The organism is Streptomyces coeruleoprunus (assembly GCF_039542925.1).
Taxonomy (GTDB): domain Bacteria; phylum Actinomycetota; class Actinomycetes; order Streptomycetales; family Streptomycetaceae; genus Streptomyces; species Streptomyces coeruleoprunus.
Map to the genome: position 1 here is coordinate 5,355,077 of NZ_BAABIT010000001.1, position 19,620 is coordinate 5,374,696.

The window sequence follows — 19,620 nt, forward strand, 5'->3', positions numbered from 1 at the left end:
GCCGCGCGGGGGGAAGTGCGGGGAGACGGGCGTCCGCCACACTGTTCGGATCCGGACGGCGAAGGAGCCGACCGGGGGGAGGGCCGCGCCCGCGCCGGAAGTATGCGCGTTCTGTCACAACTGCCGCATCGGCCACAACCTCAGGAACCTGCCCGGACAGCCGCATCGTCCTGGAGGCAGTACGGCCGCCCCGTGATCGCTTAGTGTCGTGGTCCCGGGCGAGCAAGCAGGAAAGCAGTGAGGACGACGTGATGGCGCAGGTGGACGACATGACCGAGACGGGGAACGGCGTCGCGCCGGAGCAGCGGCGTACGGGATCCCGGATCCGGTCGGCGGTCGACCGCTGGCGGGGCGACCGGGGCGTCTGGCGCCGTGGCATCGTGCTCGCCGGGTGCGCCGTGCTGCTGGCGCTGGTGATGATCCTGCACGCCCGCATCCCCAACGACGTCGGCAACCTGGGCAGCCTCGTCGAGACGTTCCTGCCGTGGTTCGGCGTGTTCGTGCCGGTCGTGCTGGTGCTGGCGCTGCTGCGCCGCTCGGCGACCGCGCTGATCGCCGTGCTGCTGCCGGCCGTCGTGTGGCTGAATCTCTTCGGCGGGCTCGTCACGGACCGGGCGGGTGGCGGGGGCGACCTGATGGTCGTCTCGCACAACGTGAACGCCGACAACCCGGACCCCGAGGGCACCGCCCGCGAGATCGCCGGGTCCGGCGCCGACGTGGTCGCGCTGGAGGAGCTGAAGCCCGCGATGGTGCCGGTGTACGAGAAGGCGCTCGCCGGCACGTACGCGTACCACTCCGTGCAGGGCACCGTCGGCCTGTGGAGCAGGCACCCGCTGACCGACAGCCGCCCCGTGGACATCCGCCTCGGCTGGACCCGCGCCATGCGCGCCACCGTGACGACGCCCCAGGGGCCGGTCGCGGTGTACGTCGCCCATCTCCCGTCCGTACGGGTCAAGCTGAACGCCGGCTTCACCGCCAACCAGCGCGACCGCAGCGCCGACGAACTCGGCGAGGCCATCGCCCGCGAGGAGAACCACCGCGTGATCCTGCTGGGCGACCTCAACGGCACCATGAACGACCGCGCCCTGAACGCCGTCACCTCCCAGATGCGCTCCACCCAGGGCGCGGCGGGCGACGGCATGGGCTTCAGCTGGCCCGCCGCGTTCCCCATGGCCCGCATCGACCAGATCCTGGTCAAGGGCGTCGAACCGGTCGCCTCCTGGTCCCTCCCGAGGACGGACAGCGACCACCTGCCGATCGCGGCACGGGTGACGCTCTGAGGAAGAGCCGGAGGGGGGCCTTCCGCGGGAAGGCCCCCCTCCGGCTCTTTCCGGACGACGGCGAACCGTCAGCGTGTCGTCGTCTCCCGCCAGCGGTTCGTGATCGGCAGGCGGCGGTCCTTGCCGAAGCCCTTGGCCGAGATCTTCGTGCCCGGCGGGTACTGGCGGCGCTTGTACTCCGCGATGTCGACCATCCGCAGCGTCTTCGCGACCAGCTCCGGGGCGAAGCCCGCCGCGATGATGGCGTCCTTGCCCTGGTCGCGGTCCACGTACAGCTCCAGGAGCCGGTCCAGCACGTCGTAGTCCGGGAGCGAGTCGGTGTCGACCTGGCCGGGGCGCAGTTCGGCGCTCGGCGGCTTGGAGATGGAGTTCTCCGGGATGGGCGGCGTCTGGCCGCGCTCCTCGGCCGCCCGGTTGCGCCACTTGGCCAGCCGGAACACCGTCGTCTTGTAGACGTCCTTGATCGGGCCGTACGCGCCGACGGAGTCGCCGTACAGCGTCGAGTAGCCCACCGCCAGCTCCGACTTGTTGCCGGGCGCCAGCACGATGTGGCCCTCCTGGTTGGAGATCGCCATCAGCAGCGTGCCGCGCAGCCGCGACTGGAGGTTCTCCTCCGCCAGGCCGGTCAGCCCGAGGGCGCCCATGTACGCGTCGAACATCGGCTCGATCGGTACGGTGCGGAAGTTCAGCCCCGTGCGGCGGGCCAGCTCGGCCGCGTCACCCTTGGAGTGCTCCGAGCTGTACTTGGACGGCATCGACACGCCGTACACGTGCTGGGCGCCCAGCGCGTCGCACGCGATCGCCGCGACCAGCGCCGAGTCGATACCGCCCGACAGGCCGACCAGCACGGACCGGAAGCCGTTCTTCGCGACGTACGCCCGCAGGCCCACGACCAGCGCCGTGTACACCTCCTCGTCGTCGTCGAGGCGGTCCGCGTAACCACCGGTCAGCTCCGGCTCGTACGCGGGCAGCGGCTCCTGGGACAGCACGACGCGGTCGACGCGCAGCCCGTCGTCGACCGCGCCGGTGACCGGTTCGGCGGCCGCCGCCGGCAGATCGAGGTCCAGGACCATGCTGCCCTCGGAGAACTGCGGCGCCCGCGCCACGACCTCGCCGTTCGCGTCGACGACGATGGAGTCGCCGTCGAAGACCAGGTCGTCCTGGCCGCCGATCATCGCCAGGTACGCGGTGGTGCAGCCGGCCTCCTGGGCCCGCTTGCGCACCAGCTCCAGGCGCGTGTCGTCCTTGTTCCGCTCGTACGGCGAGGCGTTGATCGAGATCAGCAGCCCGGCGCCGGCGCTGCGGGTCGCGGGCACCCGCCCGCCCTCCTGCCACAGGTCCTCGCAGATCGCCAGGGCCACGTCCACCCCGTGGACCCGGATCACCGGCAGGGTGTCGCCCGGCACGAAGTACCGGAACTCGTCGAACACGCCGTAGTTCGGCAGGTGGTGCTTGGCGAACGCCAGCGCCACCTCGCCGCGGTGCAGCACGGCCGCCGCGTTCTGCGGGGCGCCCGGCGGCTGGCCGTACCTCGGCTGGGCCTTCTCGGAGCGGTCCAGGTAGCCGACGATCACCGGCAGCTCCCCGAAGCCCTCGGCGGCGAGGCGCGCGGCCAGCGCGCGCAGCGCGTCGCGCGACGCCTCCACGAAGGAGGAGCGCAGGGCCAGGTCCTCGACGGGGTAGCCGGTCAGCGCCATCTCGGGGAACGCGACCAGGTGCGCCCCCTGTTCGGCGGCGTGCCGGGTCCAGTGCACGATCGCCTCGGCGTTGCCGGCGAGGTCGCCGACCGTCGAGTCGATCTGATTCAGGGCGAGGCGAAGTTGAGGCACGCCGCCCAGTGTAATCGTCAAACCGACGCGATGTCCTGGAGGCGAGGTGTGGGGCGCCCCACGCGGGTGCCGCTCCCGGCGCCCCGGGCCAAGGGGCGCCCCGGCGTGGGGCGCCCCTTTCCGCTCCCTCTTCCGTTCCTTCTTCGCTCGTTACTTCCGGTAGCCCAGGACCGTCATCATCCCCGACTCCGCGTGGTAGACGTTGTGGCAGTGGATCATCCACAGCCCCGGGTTGTCCGCGTCGAAGTCCACCGTCAGCGTCCCGTTCGGCAGGACGACCGCCGTGTCCTTGCGGGGGCCGCCCGCCACGTTCGCCAGCTGGAACGTGTGGCCGTGCAGGTGCAGCGGGTGCCACATGGTGGTGGCGTTGGCGAACTCGATCCGGACCCGCTCGCCCGCCTTCACCGGGTGCCGCTGGTCCGGCGTGTACGGCTTGCCGTCGAAGGCCCAGTCGTACTTCTCCATCCCGCCGGTGAGCCGGATCCGCAGCGTACGGTCCGGCTTGCGGGCCGCCAGGGCGACCGACGGGTCCGCCTTCAGCCGGTCCGCGGTCAGCACGCGCCGGGCCAGCTCCGCCGGGCGGACGGTCGCGGCGGGTGCCGCACCGGCGCCGGTCCGCAGCACGGCCAGCGCCGTCGCCTTCTTGCCCTCCGCCTCGGCGACCAGCGGGAACACCCCGTCGCCCGCGGTGACCAGCACGTCGTACCGCTCGCCCATGCCGATCAGCAGCGCGTCCGTCTCGGTGTGCCCGACGGGGAAGCCGTCCGTGTGCGTCACCGTCATCCGGTGGCCCCCGAGCGCGACGCGGAACGCGGTGTCGCCGCCCGCGTTGATCAGGCGCAGCCGGATCCGGTCACCGCGCTTCGCCCGGAACTCCGAGGGCGCCTGCGGCGTCCGCCCGTTGATCAGGTAGTGCGGGTACGCCACGTCACCCGCGTCACCGCCCAGCAGGTCGCTGCTCGCGCCCATCATCATCCGCGACGGCCCCGACGCGCCCGGCGCCGGCGTGGCCGACGCGGCGTCGGAGGAGCCGTGCCCCGAGCCGTGACCGCCGCCGTGGTCGCCCCCGCCCCCGTGACCGCCGCCGCCCATGCCCTTGCGCAGCTCGGCCAGCACGGCGTCGGGCGTCGAGCCGTCCACCCCGTCCAGCCAGTCGTCCAGCACGACGACCCACTCCTTGTCGTACGACAGGGGCTCCTTCGGGTCGTCGACGATCAGCGGCGCGTACAGGCCCCGGTCCAGCTGCGTGCCCGAGTGCGGGTGGAACCAGTACGTGCCCGGGTGCGGCACGGCGAACCGGTAGGCGAACTCGCCGCCCGGCCGCACGTCCCGCTGCGTCAGGCCGGGCACGCCGTCCATGTCGTTGCGCAGCGCGAGACCGTGCCAGTGCAGGGACGTGGCCTGCGGCAGGTTGTTGGCGAGGGTGAGCGCCAGGGTGTCGCCCGCGGTGACCCGCACCTCCTTGCCGGGCAGGGCGCCGCCGTACGTCCAGGTGCGGACCGTGCGGCCCGCGCCGAGGTCGACGGTCGTGGCGGCGGCGGTGAGGCGCACGGAGCGGACGGGGCCGGAGCCGCGGGCGGCCTCGGCCGCGGCGACCTCCTTGCCGTCGGGGGCGACGAAGCCGGCCGGGGCGGCGGGCGAGGCGGAGCCGCCGTGCCCGGCGTGGCCGCCGGACCCGGACGAGGAGCAGGCGGAGAGGGCCGCGGTCCCGGCGACGGCGAGACCGGCGCCGAGCAGGGTGCGGCGCGTGGGAGCGGCGGTGCGGGCGGGCGTACGGAACGAACGCATGCTGAGAACACCTCGTTCGGACGTGTGCGAAGCACGGTGGATGCGGTGCGGATGAAGGAGAGCCGCGCGTCGGCGCCGCCGCGACGTACGTGCGTACGCGTACGCGTGGGCGGGCGCCACGACGGGCGTGGGCACGGGCGGCAGGCACGGGTGTCCGGGCAGCCGAGAGGTACGGCCGGGACGGCGCCTGCCGGCGGGTGCTCCTAGATCCGCAACACCGACAGTCCGGCGAGGGTCACCCGGAGGGGAGGAGGATCGGGCCACTGCGGCCGCAGCACGCGGCCCGCCCGGTCGGCGCGCCCGGCGAGCGCGTCCGAGCGCCGCCGGCGCCGCAGCAGCCGCAGGGCGGCGGCACCGCCGAGCGCGAAACCGAGCGAACCGAGAACGGCCAGGCATACCGTGGCCGCATCCATGCCCCCGTTCGGCGCGTCTTCAGGGGTGTCAGGTGCCCGGACGCCGTGAGCGGCGGCCGGGTGCTCCGAGCCGTGAGCGGGCGCCGCCACCGTGTGGGTGCCCGCATGCTCCGAAGGATGGCCCCACGTGTGCATCGTGACGATGCCGAGCAGCAGTGCCACGAGCAGCAGCAGCTGCCCGTACCGCGCGCCCCGCGCGCACCGCCCTCTCGCCATGGAGACCATGGGAGGAAGCCTACCCCCACAGGGTATCGGCGTTGCAGGGGCCGGACCTCGGAACGACCATGGGTCCATGACGCCGACGCACCGCCGCCGCGCCGCCGCACGGTGGTCCGTCGCCGTCCTGTTGGGGCTGGGAGCGCTCACCTACAGCGCCTGGCTCCTGGAACCCGCGCTGAACACCGGCCTCGACCCGGTGCAGTCGTACGTGAGCGAACTGGCCGCCACCGACCAGCCCATGGGCCGCTTCTTCCGCGCCACCGACCTGCTGTCGGGCGTCCTCATCCTTGTCGCCGCCCTGGGGGCGCTCGTCGCGCTGGAGCGCCGCTTCTGGGCGGTGACCGGCTGGCTGGCGCTCGCCCTGTTCGGCGCGGCCACCGCCGCGGACTCGCAGCTGCCGCTGAGCTGCGCGCCCACCGCCGACACCGCGTGCGTGGCCCGCGAGGACGCCGGCCTGGTCCCCTTCACGCACGACGCGCACGCCGTCAGCTCCAGCCTCGCGATGGCGGGCGCCGTCGCCGGGGTCGTCGCCCTCACCCTGGCAGCCCGCCGCTACCGCTGGTGGGAGCCCCTCGCCCGGACCGGACCGGCGCTCGTCGTCCTCGAACTCGCCGCGACCGTCTGGACGCTCGCCGCCGTCGCCGCCTTCGAGGCGGAGCGCGGCCACGGGGCCCTGGGCGCCGGCCAGCGCCTCCAGCTGCTGCTGATCGCGGTCTGGCTGGTCCTGCTGGCCGTCTCCCTCGTGAAGGCGCCCCCCGAGACGGCCCGCCACGAGGAGGGCCGCCCGTGACGTTCGTACGGATCGGGGGAGTGCCCCACCACGTGACCGTCGAGGGTGCGGGACCGGTCTGCGTCCTGAGCGCCGGGCTCGCGATGAGCTGGTTCGACTGGGACCCCCTCGTCCCGCTGCTCACCCCGCACCGCACCGTGGTCCGCTTCGACCGTCCCGGCCACGGCCTGAGCGCCCCGTCGTACACGGCGCCGACCGCCGAGGGCGAGGCGCACCGCATCGCGGCCCTCCTCGACGCCCTGCACCTGCCCCAGCGGGACGTCACCGTCGTCGGGCACTCGATCGCCGCGTTCCACGCCGAGGCCTACGCACGGCTGTACCCCGGCCGCGTCGGGGCGCTCGTGCTGGTCGACGGGTCCGTCGAGGAGCACCCGGGGCGGCCCGTGGCGCCCGGGGCGCGGACCGCGGCGGCACGCGTCGCCGCCGGTGTGCTCGGGGCGGCCGGGGCGCCCGCCGCGCTCGGCCCGCTCGCCCGGCGCGCGGTGGTGCGGCTGTCCCGTGCCGGACACGCCGCGGACCCGGCCCCCGCCGCGCTCGTCCGGCGCTGCTACACCACCACCCGGGTGCTGCGCGGCGCCCTGCTGGAGAACGCGCACTACCGGGCCGTCGCCGCGGAGCTGCTCGCCCTGCGCGAGCGGTACCCACTGCCCGCCGGGCTCCCGGTCACGGTGCTGGCCGCGCCCGACAGCCCGGACGCCACCGACACCTGGACGGCCCGGCAGCGGGCCCTCGCGGACGTGCTGGGCGCCCGCTTCGAGGCGGTCCCGGACTCGGGCCACCTGATGATGCTGGACCGCCCGGACGTGATCGCCGGGGCGGTCCTGCACGACGCGCGCGCCGGCCACGACTGAGGAGCCGGCGGGCGGCGTCCGGTTCTCCTGGGGTTCGGTTCGGTTCGATGGAGTCCGGTGCGGCTCAGCCTCGGGCGTACACCCGGGTGGCGAACTCGGCGACCTGCTTGTCGGAGAGGTGCCGGGCCAGGTCCGCCTCGCTGATGATGCCGACCAGACGCTTGTTCTCGATGACGGGGAGCCGCTTGATCTGGTGGCTCTCCATCTCCCGCAGCACCTCGCTGACATCGGCGCCCGCGTCGATCCAGCGGGGGGTGCCCTCCGCGATGTCGCCGCAGGTCACGCGGGAGGTGTCACGGCCGGCCGCCACGCACTTCACGACGATGTCGCGGTCCGTGACGATGCCGCAGAGCCGTTCGTCCTGGTCGGCGATCGGCAGGGCCCCCACATCGAGCTCGCGCATCATCTGCGCGGCCCGGTCGAGGGTCTCGTGGGCGGGGATCCAGTTGGCCCCCGGGTGCATGATGTCTCGGGCGGTGGGCATGGGCTGCGTACCTCCGTAGAACGCCGTACGTCGTCCCCGAGCCCCTCCATTCTTGCCGCCCCCACCGCCCCCCGCGACCGCTGAGGGCCGGGGGGCGGTGGGCCGCCGATCAGCCGCGCGGCTTCGCGCCCCGCTTCGCCAGCAGGTCGGTCATGAGCGCGATCTCCGACTCCTGCGCGTCGACCATGCCCTGCGCGAGGTCCCGTTCCAGGGTCACGCGGCACTGGTCGACGCAGCCCTGCGCCATGGCCACCCCACCCTTGTGGTGGTCGGTCATCAGCCGCAGGTACAGGATCTCGGCCTGCCTGCCGCTCGCCCGGCGCAGCTGCTCCAGCTCGGACTTGGTGGCCATGCCGGGCATGAGCGGGGCGTCGGCACCGGCCGAGGCGTGGCCACCGTGGCCGGAGGCGGCGGGGGCCGAGGCCCCGTGGCCGTCGTGACCACCGTGGCCGGAGGCGGCAGGACTGGCCGCGGCGGAGGCCCCGTGGCCACCGTGGCCGCTCATCCACGCCATCGGCTCACGGTCCGGCGCGATCTTCGGCAGCCCCCACATGTCGAGCCAGCCGAGCAGCATGCCGCGCTGGTTCGCCTGGGTGTTGGCGATGTCGTACGCCAGCCGGCGCACCTCCTCGTCCTGCGTGCGGTCCCGCACGATGAACGACATCTCCACCGCCTGCTGGTGGTGCACCGCCATGTCCCGCGCGAACCCGGCGTCCGCCGAGTCGTCGCCGGGCACGGCGGCGGCCGGGGCACCGCCCGTGTCGCGGCCCAGCGCGGTGACCGTGGCCCAGCCCGCGAAGATCAGCGCGAGGGCCACGGCCACGGCCGCCACCCAGGTCGTACGGGTCATCCGGGGCGTACGGGTCACTGCTGGGTCATCCCGCCCTGGCCGCCCGTGCACGCGGCGCCCGGCTCGGGCGTCTGCGGGCCCTGCACGTACTTGGTGAAGAACTGGTTCACGCGCGGGTCGTCGGCGCCGTCCACGGTGACCTGCTTGCCCCAGGCGCTCAGCATGATGGCGCCGGCCTGGTTCTTGACCGGGCTCATCAGCGAGTACGGCGTCTTGCCGACCTTCTCCTCCAGCTTCTTCACGTCGTCCTTGGAGGCCTTGTCGTTGTACGTCACCCACACCGCGCCGTGCTCCAGCGAGTGCACGGCGTTCACCTCGGGGATCGGCTGCTTGTAGACGTCGCCGTCGCAGTTCATCCACACCTGGTGGTGGTCACCGCCGACCGGGGGCGTCATGGGGTACTTGACGGCCGTCGTGACGTGGTTGCGGCCGAGCTTCTTGGCGTCCCAGGACTTCTCGTCCGGGATGGGCGCCTTGGCGGCGGCCTCCTGCTGCTGCTTCTCCTCGGACTCCTTGTTGAGGACGTAGCCGCCGAAGCCGACGAGGCCGGCGACGACGGCCGCGCTGACGGTGATGGTGATGATGCGGTTGCGGCGCTCGCGGGCCTGCTCGGCCTTGCGCATCTGCTCTATTCGGGCCCGGCGGTCGGCGGACGACGAACGGTTTGCAGCCATGGTGAGTCGATGTCCTTCTGCGAAAAGTTCTGGAAGCGAAGTGCTACGTGCGACATGCGAAGTGCGTGGGGGCGGGCCGGCTCAGGTCCGCAGAACTTGAAGGACATGGAGGTCCGGCGCCCTGGGCCGGTCCTGCGGACCGCCCGTGCGGCCGGGGGGCGGCGCCGTCGCGAAGGCGGTGAGCCCGTCGGCCTGCGGCGGCGGGTCGAGCGGCGGAACGGTCAGCACCGCCGGGGTGAGGGACGGGAAGAGTCCGCAGTCGCGGTCGTCGTGCGGGCAGCTCACCGCACTGGTGGCGGCACCGGCGAACACCGCCTCGCCGGCCACGGGAGCGCCCGCCGGTGCGGGCAGCGCACCGGCGTGCCGGGCCGGTCCGAAGCAGATGAAGAGCGCGGCAAGGAGCGTCGCCACGGCACTCAGCAGAGCCATGGGACGCGTGACGCGCGCGGGGCGCGCGATGCGTATGAGCCGCAGGCCCTCCATGGGCGCAGATGGTAATGGGCGAACCCCCGCTATACGCCAGAAGGGGGAAGGTCAACCCACCAATTCAGTCGGCGCCGCCCCGCGCCGCCCCGCCGGTCCCGGCCCGCTCCCGCTCCGCCGCGCTGAGCGCCAGCAGCGCCACGTCGTCGGTGACCTCATCGGCGTACGAGGACAGATCCCGCCACACGGCCCGTACCAGGCTCACGGGGTCGGCGTCCGGCCGGATGCGCGCGGCCAGCGGGTAGAAGGCGCCGTTCGCGTCCCGCGCCTCGGTCACGCCGTCCGTGTGGGCGAGCAGCACGTCCGCGGGCCCGAGCGGCACCGACACGGGTGCCGGCGCCCGGAAGTCGGTGAGCCCGAGCCCCAGCGGCGGGCCCGGCTCCACGGTGATCTCCCGGGCGCCGCCGCCGTCCACCAGCAGCGGCGGAGGGTGGCCGCAGCTCACCACCCGGACGACGGGCCGCTCCTCGTCCCGCGCGGGGAACTCCATCAGCACGGCCGTGGCGAACAGCTCGCCGTCCTGCTGGCGCGCCGAGTCCACCAGCAGCCGCCGGTCGAGCCGGGCGGCCACGCCCGCCAGGTCCGGCTCGTCGAGGACGGCCTCCCGGAAGGTCCCCAGCAGCGACGCCACCGTGCCGACGGCGGACAGCCCGTGCCCCTGCACATCGGCCACGACGGCCCGCACCCCGTACGGCCCGGGCTGTACGTCGTACAGGTCGCCGCCCACCAGCGCCGTCCGCTCCGCCGCCCGGTACAGCGCCCCGCACCGCACATGCCCCACCTGCGGCGCCAGCGGCGGCAGCACCGCGAACTGGGCGGCCTCGGCGACCGTCCGCACGGTCACCAGCTGGGCGTCCCGCCGGGCCCGCACCCACGCGAGGAGCGCACTCACCGCGCCGATCAGCGCGAACGCCAGCACGTCGCCGCCCGACACGTGCTCCGCCCGCACGGCGGGGACGGACAGCAGCGCCGTCATCACGGCCGCGACCAGGGAGGTCCCGAGCACGCCGTAGACCAGCGAGGTCAGCGGCGGCACGACGGCGAAGGCGAACCCGAGCTGGACGGTCTCCGGCGTGGCCAGCTGGGCCGTGACGACCACGAGCAGCAGGAGCCACGGCAGCAGCCGCAGCTGGCCCTGCGGCCGGGCGCCGGGCAGCTCCTGCGCGACACGGTCCATGGCCCCAGTCTGCGGCGGCCTCGCGTTACGTACACCACAGACGTCCATGCACTATGGGTTCGCAACGTGCACGAAACCGTGTGGTGGCATGCTGGCCCTGATCAGCGAGGATGGGTGTGGAAATGGACAAGCAGCAGGAATTTGTGCTCCGAACGCTCGAGGAGCGCGACATCCGCTTCGTGCGCCTGTGGTTCACCGACGTGCTGGGCTTCCTGAAGTCCGTCGCGGTGGCGCCCGCCGAGCTGGAGCAGGCCTTCGACGAGGGCATCGGCTTCGACGGCTCCGCCATCGAGGGCTTCGCCCGCGTCTACGAGTCCGACATGATCGCCAAGCCGGACCCGGGGACGTTCCAGATCCTCCCGTGGCGCGCCGAGGCCCCGGGGACGGCCCGGATGTTCTGCGACATCCTCATGCCCGACGGCTCGCCGTCCTTCGCCGACCCCCGCTACGTCCTCAAGCGGGCCCTCGCCAAGACCTCCGACCTGGGCTTCACCTTCTACACCCACCCCGAGATCGAGTTCTTCCTCCTCAAGGACAAGCCGGTCGACGGCACGCGCCCCACCCCGGCCGACAACTCCGGCTACTTCGACCACACCCCGCAGAACGTCGGCATGGACTTCCGCCGCCAGGCGATCACCATGCTGGAGTCGATGGGCATCTCGGTGGAGTTCTCCCACCACGAGGGCGCGCCGGGCCAGCAGGAGATCGACCTGCGCTACGCCGACGCCCTGTCCACGGCGGACAACATCATGACGTTCCGCCTGGTCATGAAGCAGGTCGCGCTGGAGCAGGGCGTCCAGGCCACCTTCATGCCGAAGCCGTTCTCCGAGCACCCCGGCTCCGGCATGCACACCCACCTGTCCCTCTTCGAGGGCGACCGCAACGCCTTCTACGAGTCGGGCGCCGAATACCAGCTCTCCAAGGTCGGCCGCTCCTTCATCGCGGGCCTCCTGCGCCACGCGGCGGAGATCTCCGCGGTCACCAACCAGTGGGTCAACTCCTACAAGCGCATCTGGGGCGGCTCGACCCGCACGGCGGGCTCGGGCGGCGAGGCCCCCTCGTACATCTGCTGGGGCCACAACAACCGCTCGGCCCTCATCCGCGTCCCCATGTACAAGCCCGGCAAGACCGGCTCGGCCCGCATCGAGGTCCGCTCCCTGGACTCCGGCTGCAACCCGTACCTCGCCTACGCGGTCCTCCTGGCCGCCGGCCTGAAGGGCATCGAGGAGGGCTACGAACTCCCCGCCGGCGCCGACGACGACGTCTGGGCCCTCTCCGACGCCGAACGCCGCGCGATGGGCATCGAACCCCTCCCGCAGAACCTCGGCGAGGCGATCTCCCTGATGGAACGCAGCGAACTGGTCGCCGAAACCCTGGGCGAACACGTCTTCGACTTCTTCCTCCGCAACAAGAAGCAGGAGTGGGAGGAGTACCGCTCGGAGGTCACCGCCTTCGAGCTGCGGAAGAACCTGCCGGTGCTGTAGGCGCGGGCACGGGCGTGGGGTCGGCGGGGGACCGTCGGCCCCTTCTTCGTGCCCGGTCGTATGGGTGTGCGGGCGCGTGCGGGGGTGTGTGCGCCCCCTGCGGAACTGGTTCCCGGGGTCGGTGCGTCACCAGGCTCACGAGCCGACCGATGGGGGAGCGGACGTGCAGCGGGCCGAATTGGTGGAAGTGCATCCGTGGGGCGCATTCGACGGGGACGACGTGGTCAGCCGGTGGCTGGACGATCCCGTTCCGGTCACCCAGTCCTTCCTCGACGGGTGGGGCGTTCCCGTCGACCTGCGGGAGTGGCCGCACGACGAGACGGTGGCGGGGCTGTATCTGCTGGCGTTCCTCGTGGCGTGCGTGGTGATCAGTACCGTGCCGGACATGGTCCGGGCCGTGTGCCGGCCGCGGTTCTGGCACGAGGGGCGGGCGCTGCCGCTGATCCAGTTCGTTCTTTTTCTCGTTGCGTACGCCTTTTACAGCGGCGGGCAGACGCGTTCAGCGGCCGAGGCCGCGGGGGAGTTGCTGACGGGACGGCTCGCCCAGGTGGCGCCGCTGGCGATCCTGACGCACTGGGTGCTCGTCTGTCTGTTGTGGCTGTGGTTCGGGCGGCTCATGGGGCTGTCGCGGAGGCGGCTGTTCGCGCCGCTGGTCGAGTTGTGGATGCTGCCGCTGAGCCTCGTCTTCGTGTTGATGTTCACCGTGGCGTGGATGCAGGTCGCCGTCCGGGGCAGCGCCCTGGGCCCGGAAGCGGGCGCCGTGCTGCTGGTCGCGGTGGCCGCCGTCCAGGCGTACCTGGCGTACGCCATGGAGAACGCGGCCGCCGTGCGCGACGGGAGCAGGCCCGCGACCGCGATGGGACGCGTGCTCGGGTTCGCCCCGCCCCGCCCGTACGCGTCGCGCTGGCGCGTCCCGCTGAAGGGCCTGCTCGCCGGGACCGCGGGCCTGCTGCTGGTGCAGGGGCTGCTGGCGGCGCTGATCAGCCTGCCGTTCTGGGCGGGGGCCTTCCCCGTACCGAGCCTGCGGTCCGTCCTCCACGTCGAGCTGGTGCTCTACTCGATCCTGCTGCTCATCTGGTGCTTCGCCTTCCGCGAGCTGGTGTTCGAGCAGCCCGGGGTGCCCGCGGCGCTGCCCCGGTTCATCGACTTCAGCCTCGCGCTGGGCGCCTGCGCGATCGCCGCGACCGGCCTGAAGCACTCCACGGTCACCCTGGGCACGGCGCCGCCGTGGCTGGTGGCGCTCGGCCCGCCGCTGCTGGTCGCGCTCGTCGTGTTCTGCCTGTGCCTGGTCACCGCCGTCCGGCGCACCCCCCGCTGGGGCACCTGCCTGGGCGTCGCCGTGCTCGCGGGCGTCCTGGTGCTGCCGGCGCGGCCGCTGCTGGAGGCGGCCCTCGGCCCGGTCGTGGGCTTCATGCCGCTGCCCGACTGGTGACCCCCGGTGCGTGGCCGGGCGCGTGCCGGGGTACCCGGCGGCCATGACGCCGACCAGGGTCTTCGCCAGCCTGGGCATGTCCCTCGACGGGTACGTCGCCGGCCCGCACGCCCGCCCCGGGAACCCCCTCGGGGACGGTGGGGCGCGCATCCACCAGTGGGTGTACGGCGTCGAGGCGTGGCGGCGCCGCCAGGGGATGGCCGGGGGCGAGACGAGCCGGTCCGGGCTGGTCGTCGCCGAGAACTTCGACCGCGCCGGGGCGTACGTCATGGGGCGGCGCATGTTCGACGAGGGCGAGGTCGCCTGGCCCGACCCGCCACCGTTCCGCGCGCCGGTCTTCGTCCTGACGACCACCGCCCGCGACCCGTGGGTCCGGCAGGGCGGCACCGTCTTCACGTACGTCACCGACGGCATCGAGGCCGCCCTGGACCTGGCCCGTGGCGTCGCCGGCGACAAGGACGTCCAGATCTCCGGCGGCGCCCACACCGTGCGCCAGTACCTGAACGCGGGGCTCCTCGACGAACTGGAGATCCACCTCGCGCCGCTGCTGCTGGGCGACGGGATCCGGCTCTTCGACGGCGTGGACCCGGACCTGCGGCTGGAGGTCGACCGGGTCGTCGACGCCCCGGACGTCACGCACCTGCGCTACCGCGTGGTCCGCTGACCGGACCCCTCAGGAACTCAGGGCGTGGGCGTCCACAGCAGCCGACCGTCCAGCCCCACCGCCGCGACCCCGCCGGGCACCCCGGCCGGCGCCCCCGCGAACAGGGGCCCGCCGGCCGACCGCCACCCGGGCGTCCCGGTCGCCGCCGCGGTGGCCAGCCCGCCCGTACGGTCACGGGCCGCGAGCCGGCCACCGCCCGCGCCCACCGCCCCGTATCCGGCGACGCCCGGCAGCTCCCGTACCTCCGACGCGCGGCCCGAGCCCGAGAACCGGGCCACCCGCACCGCCCCGGAGTCCGGCCGGCGGAACCACAGCCGCACCCCGTCCCCGTCCGGCGCCGCGCTCAGCGCCACCGTCGTCGCGGGCAGCCCGGTCGCCACCGGTCCTCCGACCGGCCCGCGGGGCGTCCACGCGAGTACCGACGTCGCCGTCGCCGCGAACACATAACCGCGTCCGGCCGCGTCCGAGGCCGCCACCGGGTCGCCGCGCAGTCCGCTGCCGCCGGCGGACCGCCAGGGCGACCAGCCGCCGCCCGCCGTCCCCGACGTCACGCCCAGCCGGTGCCGGGAGTCCCGCACGTACACCGACAGGGCCCCGTCCCGGCCGACGAGCACCGCCGGCCGGCTGATGTCGGACGTTCCGGCTGCGTCGTCCCGCTCGGGCGTGCCCAGGGACCGCCAGTCGCCGCCGAACCCGCCGCCGACCCGGTCCTGCACGAGCATCACGACGTCCCGCCGGTAGCCGTCCAGCACGGTCCGCGTACCGAACACGGCGATCCGCCCGTCCGGCAGCGGCACCGACGTGACCGAGCCGTCCAGCCCGCGCCCGCCCCGCAGCACCGGCCCCGTCCAGGAGCCGCCCGCCGGCTTGCGCCACACGGCGAGCCGCCCGTCGAGCACCCCGAACGCGTACAGCCCGTCGGGCGCCTGCCGCAGCCAGGACGTGGACTCCGTCCGCGTGTAGCGGACCGACTGGGCCCAGTCGTGCCCGGCGGGCCGCGCCGCGACCTTGCGGTCCCCGCAGCCGGCCGGGTCCCCGCAGTGGTCCTCCAGGTCCGACCAGGCGTACGTGTTCAGCGCGCGCAGCTTCTCGGCGACGGTCGCCGGGTCGAGGCTGTGCGGCAGACCGCCCGTCGAGTAGCCCAGGTACGTCTGCACGCCGACCCGCGGGTGCCCCGGGGACCCGGCGTACCTCTCCAGCGCCGCCTGCGCGAACCGGGCGCTGTACATGTGGTCCTGATGGTCCGACAGCTTCCCGTCGCCGTCCTTCACGCCCGGCGTCGGGTCGAGGGTCCGCACGAACGTCGGCCGGAAGCGCTCCAGCAGCCCCGCGACCGTGTCGACGACCTGCTCCTTGCTGTACGCGAAGTCCTCGCGGACCGGGGAGCCCGCCGCGAGCTGCGACTCCAGCTCGTCGACCCGCCCGTCCCACAGCCCGTGCAGGCTGTGCGGGCGGTCGCCGGTGATGCTGCCCGCCTCGCGCAGCTGCACCCACACCAGGCTGATGTGCGGCTTCGCGCGCAGCGTGTCCAGCTCGGCACGGCCCCCGCCCGCCGTCGCGATGGAGGTCCGGTCCCACGGGCTGGTCCGGTTGCCGGTCGCCATCTCGGCGTACGCCGCGCGGATCCCGTTCTGCCGGGCCTCCGCGTACGCGGCCTTGTCGGCGCGCGGCTGCGGGTCCTGGCGGCGCGCGTTGCGCCCGTCGGACTCGCCCGCCGTCAGGTAGACCGAGGTGAGGCTGTGCCCGGAGCGCAGGCTCAGCAGCGTGTCGGGGTTCATGAAGAACAAGTCGTCGTCCGGGTGCGCCATGATCTGCACGACCGAGCCGCCGCCCGTACGGACCGGCTTGACGGCCTTCTCCTCGGGCACGCCCCGGCTCGGTACGTCGGAGGCGTCCGACGACTCCGCGGACAGCGCCAGCGTGCCGGCCGTGATGCCGAGCAGCGCGGCGAGCGCCGCCGCGGCGAGCGGGGCGCGACGGGAGATACGGGGCATGGCGGGGCTTTCCGTGACGGTGGGACGACCGCGCAGGAAGAGCCCGAACCCGGCACGGGGGTTGACCCCCGGGCCGTGTGTCGTCCATCACGCGGCCACCCGCCGAGGGCCCCGGGCCCCGACGCCACGGCGGTGTCGTCCCGCGACCGGGAACGGCGCGCCGCTGTATAGGCTCGGGAACAGCGGGGCAGCGGAGGGAGAGACCGACATGACGACGGCGCCGGGGCGCAGGAGCAGTACCTTCACGCGACTGCTGCGGCACGGCTTCACCGATCCGTCCGCCGCCGACCGGCTGCTCGACGCCCCGGTCATGGCCCCGGTCCGGGCGGACCCCGTGCTGCTCGACGCGCTCGGTGCGACCGCCGACCCCGACCTGGCGCTGCGCGGCCTGGTCCGCCTCGCGGAGGCGCAGCCCGACGACGCGCGTCCGGCCCTGCTGTCGACGCTGATCACCGCCAAGCCGCTGCGCGACCGGCTCCTCGGCGTGCTCGGCGCGTCCGAGGCGCTGGGCGACCACCTGGCGCGCCACCCCCTCGACTGGCAGGCCCTCGTCACGTACGAGCCGGCGGACCTGCACCCGGGGGTCGCCGAGTTCGAGCGGGACCTCGCGACCGCCACCGACCCGGTGTCGCTGCGGGTCGCGTACCGCCGCAGCCTGCTGGCCATCGCGGCCCGTGACGTGTGCGGCACCACGGACGTCGCCGAGACCGCCGCCGAGCTGGCCGACCTGGCCACGGCCACGCTGCGGGCCGCTCTCGGCATCGCCCGCGCGGAGGCGCCCGACGACGCCGCCCAGTGCCGGCTCGCGGTCATAGCGATGGGCAAGTGCGGCGGCCACGAGCTGAACTACGTCTCCGACGTGGATGTGATCTTCGTCGGGGAGGCCGTCGAGGGCGCCGACGAACGCCGGGCCCTCCAAGCGGCCACCCGCCTCGCCTCCCACCTCATGCGCATCTGCTCGGAGACCACGGTCGAGGGCTCCATCTGGCCCGTCGACGCCAACCTCCGGCCCGAGGGGCGCAACGGCCCGCTCGTCCGCACGCTCGCCTCCCACCTGGCCTACTACCAGCGCTGGGCGAAGACCTGGGAGTTCCAGGCGCTGCTCAAGGCGCGGCCGGTCGCCGGGGACACGGAGCTGGGCACGGCGTACGTCGACACGCTGGCCCCGCTGGTGTGGCAGGCGGCCGAGCGGGAGAACTTCGTCACGGACGTGCAGAAGATGCGCCGCCGGGTCGTGGACAACATCCCTCGCGCCCACCTGGACCGGGAGCTGAAGCTGGGTCCCGGCGGACTGCGGGACGTCGAGTTCGCCGTGCAGCTCCTCCAGCTCGTCCACGGCCGCAGCGACGCGACCCTGCGCAGCGGCAAGACGCTGGACGCGCTGGCCGCGCTCGCCGCCGGCGGCTACGTGGGGCGCGTGGACGCGGCGCAGCTCGCCGAGGCGTACCGCTACCTGCGGGCGATGGAGCACCGCATCCAGCTGTACCGGCTGCGGCGTACGCACCTGGTGCCGGACGACGAGGCGGACCTGCGCCGCCTGGGCCGCTCCCTCGGGATGCGCACGGACCCGGTCGCGGAGCTGAACCGGGAGTGGAAGCGGCACGCCGCCGTGGTCCGCCGGCTCCACGAGAAGCTGTTCTACCGCCCGCTGCTGGACGCCGTCGCCCAGCTCGCGCCCGGCGAGACCCGGCTCAGCGCCGAGGCGGCTGGCCAGCGGCTCGAAGCGCTCGGGTACGCCGACCCGGCCGCCGCCCTGCGCCACCTGGAGGCTCTGTCGTCGGGCGTCACGCGCAAGGCCGCCATCCAGCGCACCCTGCTGCCCGTGCTGCTCGGCTGGTTCGCCGACTCGGCCGACCCGGACGCCGGCCTGCTGGGCTTCCGCAAGGTGTCGGACGCGCTCGGCAAGACGCCCTGGTACCTGCGGCTGCTGCGGGACGAGGGCGCGGCCGCCGAGAACCTCGCCCGGGTGCTGTCCGCCGGCCGCCTCGCGCCGGACCTGCTGCTGCGGGCACCGGAGGCGGTGGCGATCCTGGGCGCCCCCGAAGGCCTGGAGCCCCGCTCCCGCGCCCACCTGGAGCCCGAGGTCCTGGCGGCGGTGGGCCGGGCCGACGACGCCGAGCAGGCGGTCGCCGCGGCCCGTGGCGTACGCCGAAGGGAGCTGTTCCGCACGGCTGCGGCGGACATCATCGCCTCGTACGGCACGGAGGAGATCCCCGCCCACGCGGACGCGGGCGCCCTCGTGGACCGGGTCGGCCAGGCCGTCACCGACCTGAACGCCGCGACGATCGCGGGCGCCCTGCGCGCCGCCGTACGGGCCGAGTGGGGCGACACGCTGCCGACCCGCTTCGCGGTGATCGGCATGGGCCGCTTCGGCGGCCACGAGCTGGGCTACGGCTCCGACGCGGACGTGCTGTTCGTGCACGAGCCGCGCGACGGCGTCGACGAGCAGGAGGCGGCCCGCGCCGCGAGCACGGTCGTCGCCGAGATGCGCCGGCTGCTCCAGCTGCCCACCGCCGACCCGCCGCTGCTGATCGACGCGGACCTGCGCCCGGAGGGCCGCAGCGGCCCCCTGGTCCGCACCCTCAAGTCGTACGAGGCGTACTACCGGCGCTGGTCGCTGTCCTGGGAGAGCCAGGCCCTGCTGCGCGCCGAGCCGATGGCCGGCGACGAGGACCTGGGCCGCCGGTTCCTCGCGCTCGTCGATCCGCTGCGCTATCCGGAGAAGGGCCTGGACGACGCGGCGGTCCGGGAGATCCGCCGGCTCAAGGCCCGTATGGAGAGCGAGCGGCTGCCGCGGGGCACCGACCCCGCCCTGCACACCAAGCTCGGCCGGGGCGGCCTGTCCGACGTGGAGTGGACGGTGCAGCTGATGCAGATGCGGCACGCGCACGAGGTGCCGGGCCTGCGCACCACGAGCACGCGCCGGGCGCTGGCGGCGGCGCGCGAGGCGGGCCTGATCAGCGAGCGGTACGCGCGCACGCTGGACGAGGCGTGGGTGCTGGCGACCCGGGTGCGCAACGGCGTGATGCTGGTGCGGGGCCGGGCCGGGGACACGTTCCCGTCGGACGCGCGTGAACTGGCCGCGGTCGGCAGGTACCTGGGGTACGGCCCGGGGCACGTCGGCGAGATGGTGGACGACTACCGCCGGACGACGCGCCGGGCCCGGGCCGTGGTGGACGAGCTGTTCTACGGGGCGTGACCGCTACGG

At 74.1% G+C, this 19,620-nt stretch carries 16 protein-coding genes; 7 read left to right on the forward strand and 9 right to left on the reverse strand.

Annotated features, from left to right (window positions below):
- Positions 1–251: 251 nt before the first annotated feature.
- On the forward strand, positions 252–1,280 hold the full coding sequence (locus ABEB09_RS23980; protein ID WP_380841626.1) for an endonuclease/exonuclease/phosphatase family protein: 1,029 nt from the start codon (positions 252–254) through the stop codon (positions 1,278–1,280).
- A 68-nt stretch (positions 1,281–1,348) separates the two neighbouring features.
- Here the strand turns inward: ABEB09_RS23980 and ABEB09_RS23985 are convergent, their stop codons facing one another.
- From ABEB09_RS23985 to ABEB09_RS23995, 3 genes are all read right to left on the reverse strand, one after another.
- Positions 1,349–3,109 carry an NAD+ synthase gene (locus ABEB09_RS23985; RefSeq protein WP_345691974.1) on the reverse strand — a complete coding sequence of 587 codons (1,761 nt, stop codon included), beginning with the start codon at positions 3,107–3,109 and terminating at the stop codon, positions 1,349–1,351.
- Positions 3,110–3,259: 150 nt separating this feature from the next.
- Entirely contained in the window at positions 3,260–4,897 is a 1,638-nt protein-coding gene (locus ABEB09_RS23990; RefSeq protein ID WP_345691975.1) for a multicopper oxidase family protein, read from the reverse strand.
- Positions 4,898–5,100: 203 nt separating this feature from the next.
- Complete coding sequence (locus ABEB09_RS23995; protein WP_345691976.1) at positions 5,101–5,526, reverse strand: DUF6153 family protein; 426 nt, start codon at positions 5,524–5,526, stop codon at positions 5,101–5,103.
- Between the two features lie 76 nt (positions 5,527–5,602).
- Here ABEB09_RS23995 and ABEB09_RS24000 point away from each other — a divergent pair, with 76 nt between their 5' ends.
- Positions 5,603–6,319, forward strand: a complete 717-nt coding sequence (locus tag ABEB09_RS24000) for a DUF998 domain-containing protein (protein WP_345691977.1) — start codon at positions 5,603–5,605, stop codon at positions 6,317–6,319.
- Positions 6,316–7,170 (forward strand): alpha/beta fold hydrolase, encoded by an 855-nt coding sequence (locus ABEB09_RS24005; protein ID WP_345691978.1) that lies wholly within the window; start codon positions 6,316–6,318, stop codon positions 7,168–7,170. Before ABEB09_RS24000 ends, ABEB09_RS24005 begins: the two co-directional genes overlap by 4 nt.
- A 64-nt stretch (positions 7,171–7,234) precedes the next feature.
- Here ABEB09_RS24005 and ABEB09_RS24010 read toward each other — a convergent pair whose 3' ends face one another.
- From ABEB09_RS24010 to ABEB09_RS24030, 5 genes are all read right to left on the reverse strand, one after another.
- Positions 7,235–7,654, reverse strand: a complete 420-nt coding sequence (locus ABEB09_RS24010; protein ID WP_345691979.1) for a CBS domain-containing protein — start codon at positions 7,652–7,654, stop codon at positions 7,235–7,237.
- Between the two features lie 109 nt (positions 7,655–7,763).
- The gene (locus ABEB09_RS24015) at positions 7,764–8,504 is read right to left on the reverse strand and encodes a DUF305 domain-containing protein (protein WP_345694065.1); all 741 of its coding nucleotides are present in this window, start codon (positions 8,502–8,504) and stop codon (positions 7,764–7,766) included.
- A 14-nt stretch (positions 8,505–8,518) separates the two neighbouring features.
- The gene (locus ABEB09_RS24020; protein WP_345691980.1) at positions 8,519–9,178 is read right to left on the reverse strand and encodes a thioredoxin-like domain-containing protein; all 660 of its coding nucleotides are present in this window, start codon (positions 9,176–9,178) and stop codon (positions 8,519–8,521) included.
- An 81-nt stretch (positions 9,179–9,259) separates the two neighbouring features.
- Entirely contained in the window at positions 9,260–9,661 is a 402-nt protein-coding gene (locus ABEB09_RS24025; protein WP_345691981.1) for a hypothetical protein, read from the reverse strand.
- 64 nt (positions 9,662–9,725) lie between these two features.
- Entirely contained in the window at positions 9,726–10,838 is a 1,113-nt protein-coding gene (locus tag ABEB09_RS24030; protein WP_345691982.1) for a PP2C family protein-serine/threonine phosphatase, read from the reverse strand.
- Between the two features lie 122 nt (positions 10,839–10,960).
- On the opposite strand from ABEB09_RS24030, the gene ABEB09_RS24035 reads away from it, so the two are divergent.
- The 3 genes from ABEB09_RS24035 (at position 10,961) to ABEB09_RS24045 (ending at position 14,418) form a co-directional block, all read left to right on the forward strand.
- Positions 10,961–12,322 carry a glutamine synthetase family protein gene (locus ABEB09_RS24035; protein ID WP_345691983.1) on the forward strand — a complete coding sequence of 454 codons (1,362 nt, stop codon included), beginning with the start codon at positions 10,961–10,963 and terminating at the stop codon, positions 12,320–12,322.
- 163 nt (positions 12,323–12,485) lie between these two features.
- Complete coding sequence (locus ABEB09_RS24040) at positions 12,486–13,754, forward strand: hypothetical protein (protein WP_345691984.1); 1,269 nt, start codon at positions 12,486–12,488, stop codon at positions 13,752–13,754.
- 43 nt (positions 13,755–13,797) lie between these two features.
- Positions 13,798–14,418 carry a dihydrofolate reductase family protein gene (locus ABEB09_RS24045; RefSeq protein ID WP_345691985.1) on the forward strand — a complete coding sequence of 207 codons (621 nt, stop codon included), beginning with the start codon at positions 13,798–13,800 and terminating at the stop codon, positions 14,416–14,418.
- Between the two features lie 17 nt (positions 14,419–14,435).
- Here the strand turns inward: ABEB09_RS24045 and ABEB09_RS24050 are convergent, their stop codons facing one another.
- Entirely contained in the window at positions 14,436–16,412 is a 1,977-nt protein-coding gene (locus ABEB09_RS24050) for a PIG-L family deacetylase (RefSeq protein WP_345691986.1), read from the reverse strand.
- 208 nt (positions 16,413–16,620) lie between these two features.
- Between ABEB09_RS24050 and ABEB09_RS24055 the strand changes: the two genes are divergently transcribed.
- The gene (locus tag ABEB09_RS24055; protein WP_345691987.1) at positions 16,621–19,611 is read left to right on the forward strand and encodes a bifunctional [glutamine synthetase] adenylyltransferase/[glutamine synthetase]-adenylyl-L-tyrosine phosphorylase; all 2,991 of its coding nucleotides are present in this window, start codon (positions 16,621–16,623) and stop codon (positions 19,609–19,611) included.
- Positions 19,612–19,620: the final 9 nt, after the last annotated feature.

Bases quoted from the DNA above. Each gene is read 5' to 3' on its own strand.
- ABEB09_RS23980 (WP_380841626.1), top strand. From the start codon at position 252: ATGGCGCAGGTGGACGACATGACCGAGACGGGGAACGGCGTCGCGCCG.
- ABEB09_RS23990 (WP_345691975.1), bottom strand. From the start codon at position 4,897: ATGCGTTCGTTCCGTACGCCCGCCCGCACCGCCGCTCCCACGCGCCGC.
- ABEB09_RS23995 (WP_345691976.1), bottom strand. From the start codon at position 5,526: ATGGCGAGAGGGCGGTGCGCGCGGGGCGCGCGGTACGGGCAGCTGCTG.
- ABEB09_RS24000 (WP_345691977.1), top strand. From the start codon at position 5,603: ATGACGCCGACGCACCGCCGCCGCGCCGCCGCACGGTGGTCCGTCGCC.
- ABEB09_RS24010 (WP_345691979.1), bottom strand. From the start codon at position 7,654: ATGCCCACCGCCCGAGACATCATGCACCCGGGGGCCAACTGGATCCCC.
- ABEB09_RS24015 (WP_345694065.1), bottom strand. From the start codon at position 8,504: ATGACCCGTACGACCTGGGTGGCGGCCGTGGCCGTGGCCCTCGCGCTG.
- ABEB09_RS24020 (WP_345691980.1), bottom strand. From the start codon at position 9,178: ATGGCTGCAAACCGTTCGTCGTCCGCCGACCGCCGGGCCCGAATAGAG.
- ABEB09_RS24025 (WP_345691981.1), bottom strand. From the start codon at position 9,661: ATGGAGGGCCTGCGGCTCATACGCATCGCGCGCCCCGCGCGCGTCACG.
- ABEB09_RS24030 (WP_345691982.1), bottom strand. From the start codon at position 10,838: ATGGACCGTGTCGCGCAGGAGCTGCCCGGCGCCCGGCCGCAGGGCCAG.
- ABEB09_RS24035 (WP_345691983.1), top strand. From the start codon at position 10,961: ATGGACAAGCAGCAGGAATTTGTGCTCCGAACGCTCGAGGAGCGCGAC.
- ABEB09_RS24045 (WP_345691985.1), top strand. From the start codon at position 13,798: ATGACGCCGACCAGGGTCTTCGCCAGCCTGGGCATGTCCCTCGACGGG.
- ABEB09_RS24050 (WP_345691986.1), bottom strand. From the start codon at position 16,412: ATGCCCCGTATCTCCCGTCGCGCCCCGCTCGCCGCGGCGGCGCTCGCC.
- ABEB09_RS24055 (WP_345691987.1), top strand. From the start codon at position 16,621: ATGACGACGGCGCCGGGGCGCAGGAGCAGTACCTTCACGCGACTGCTG.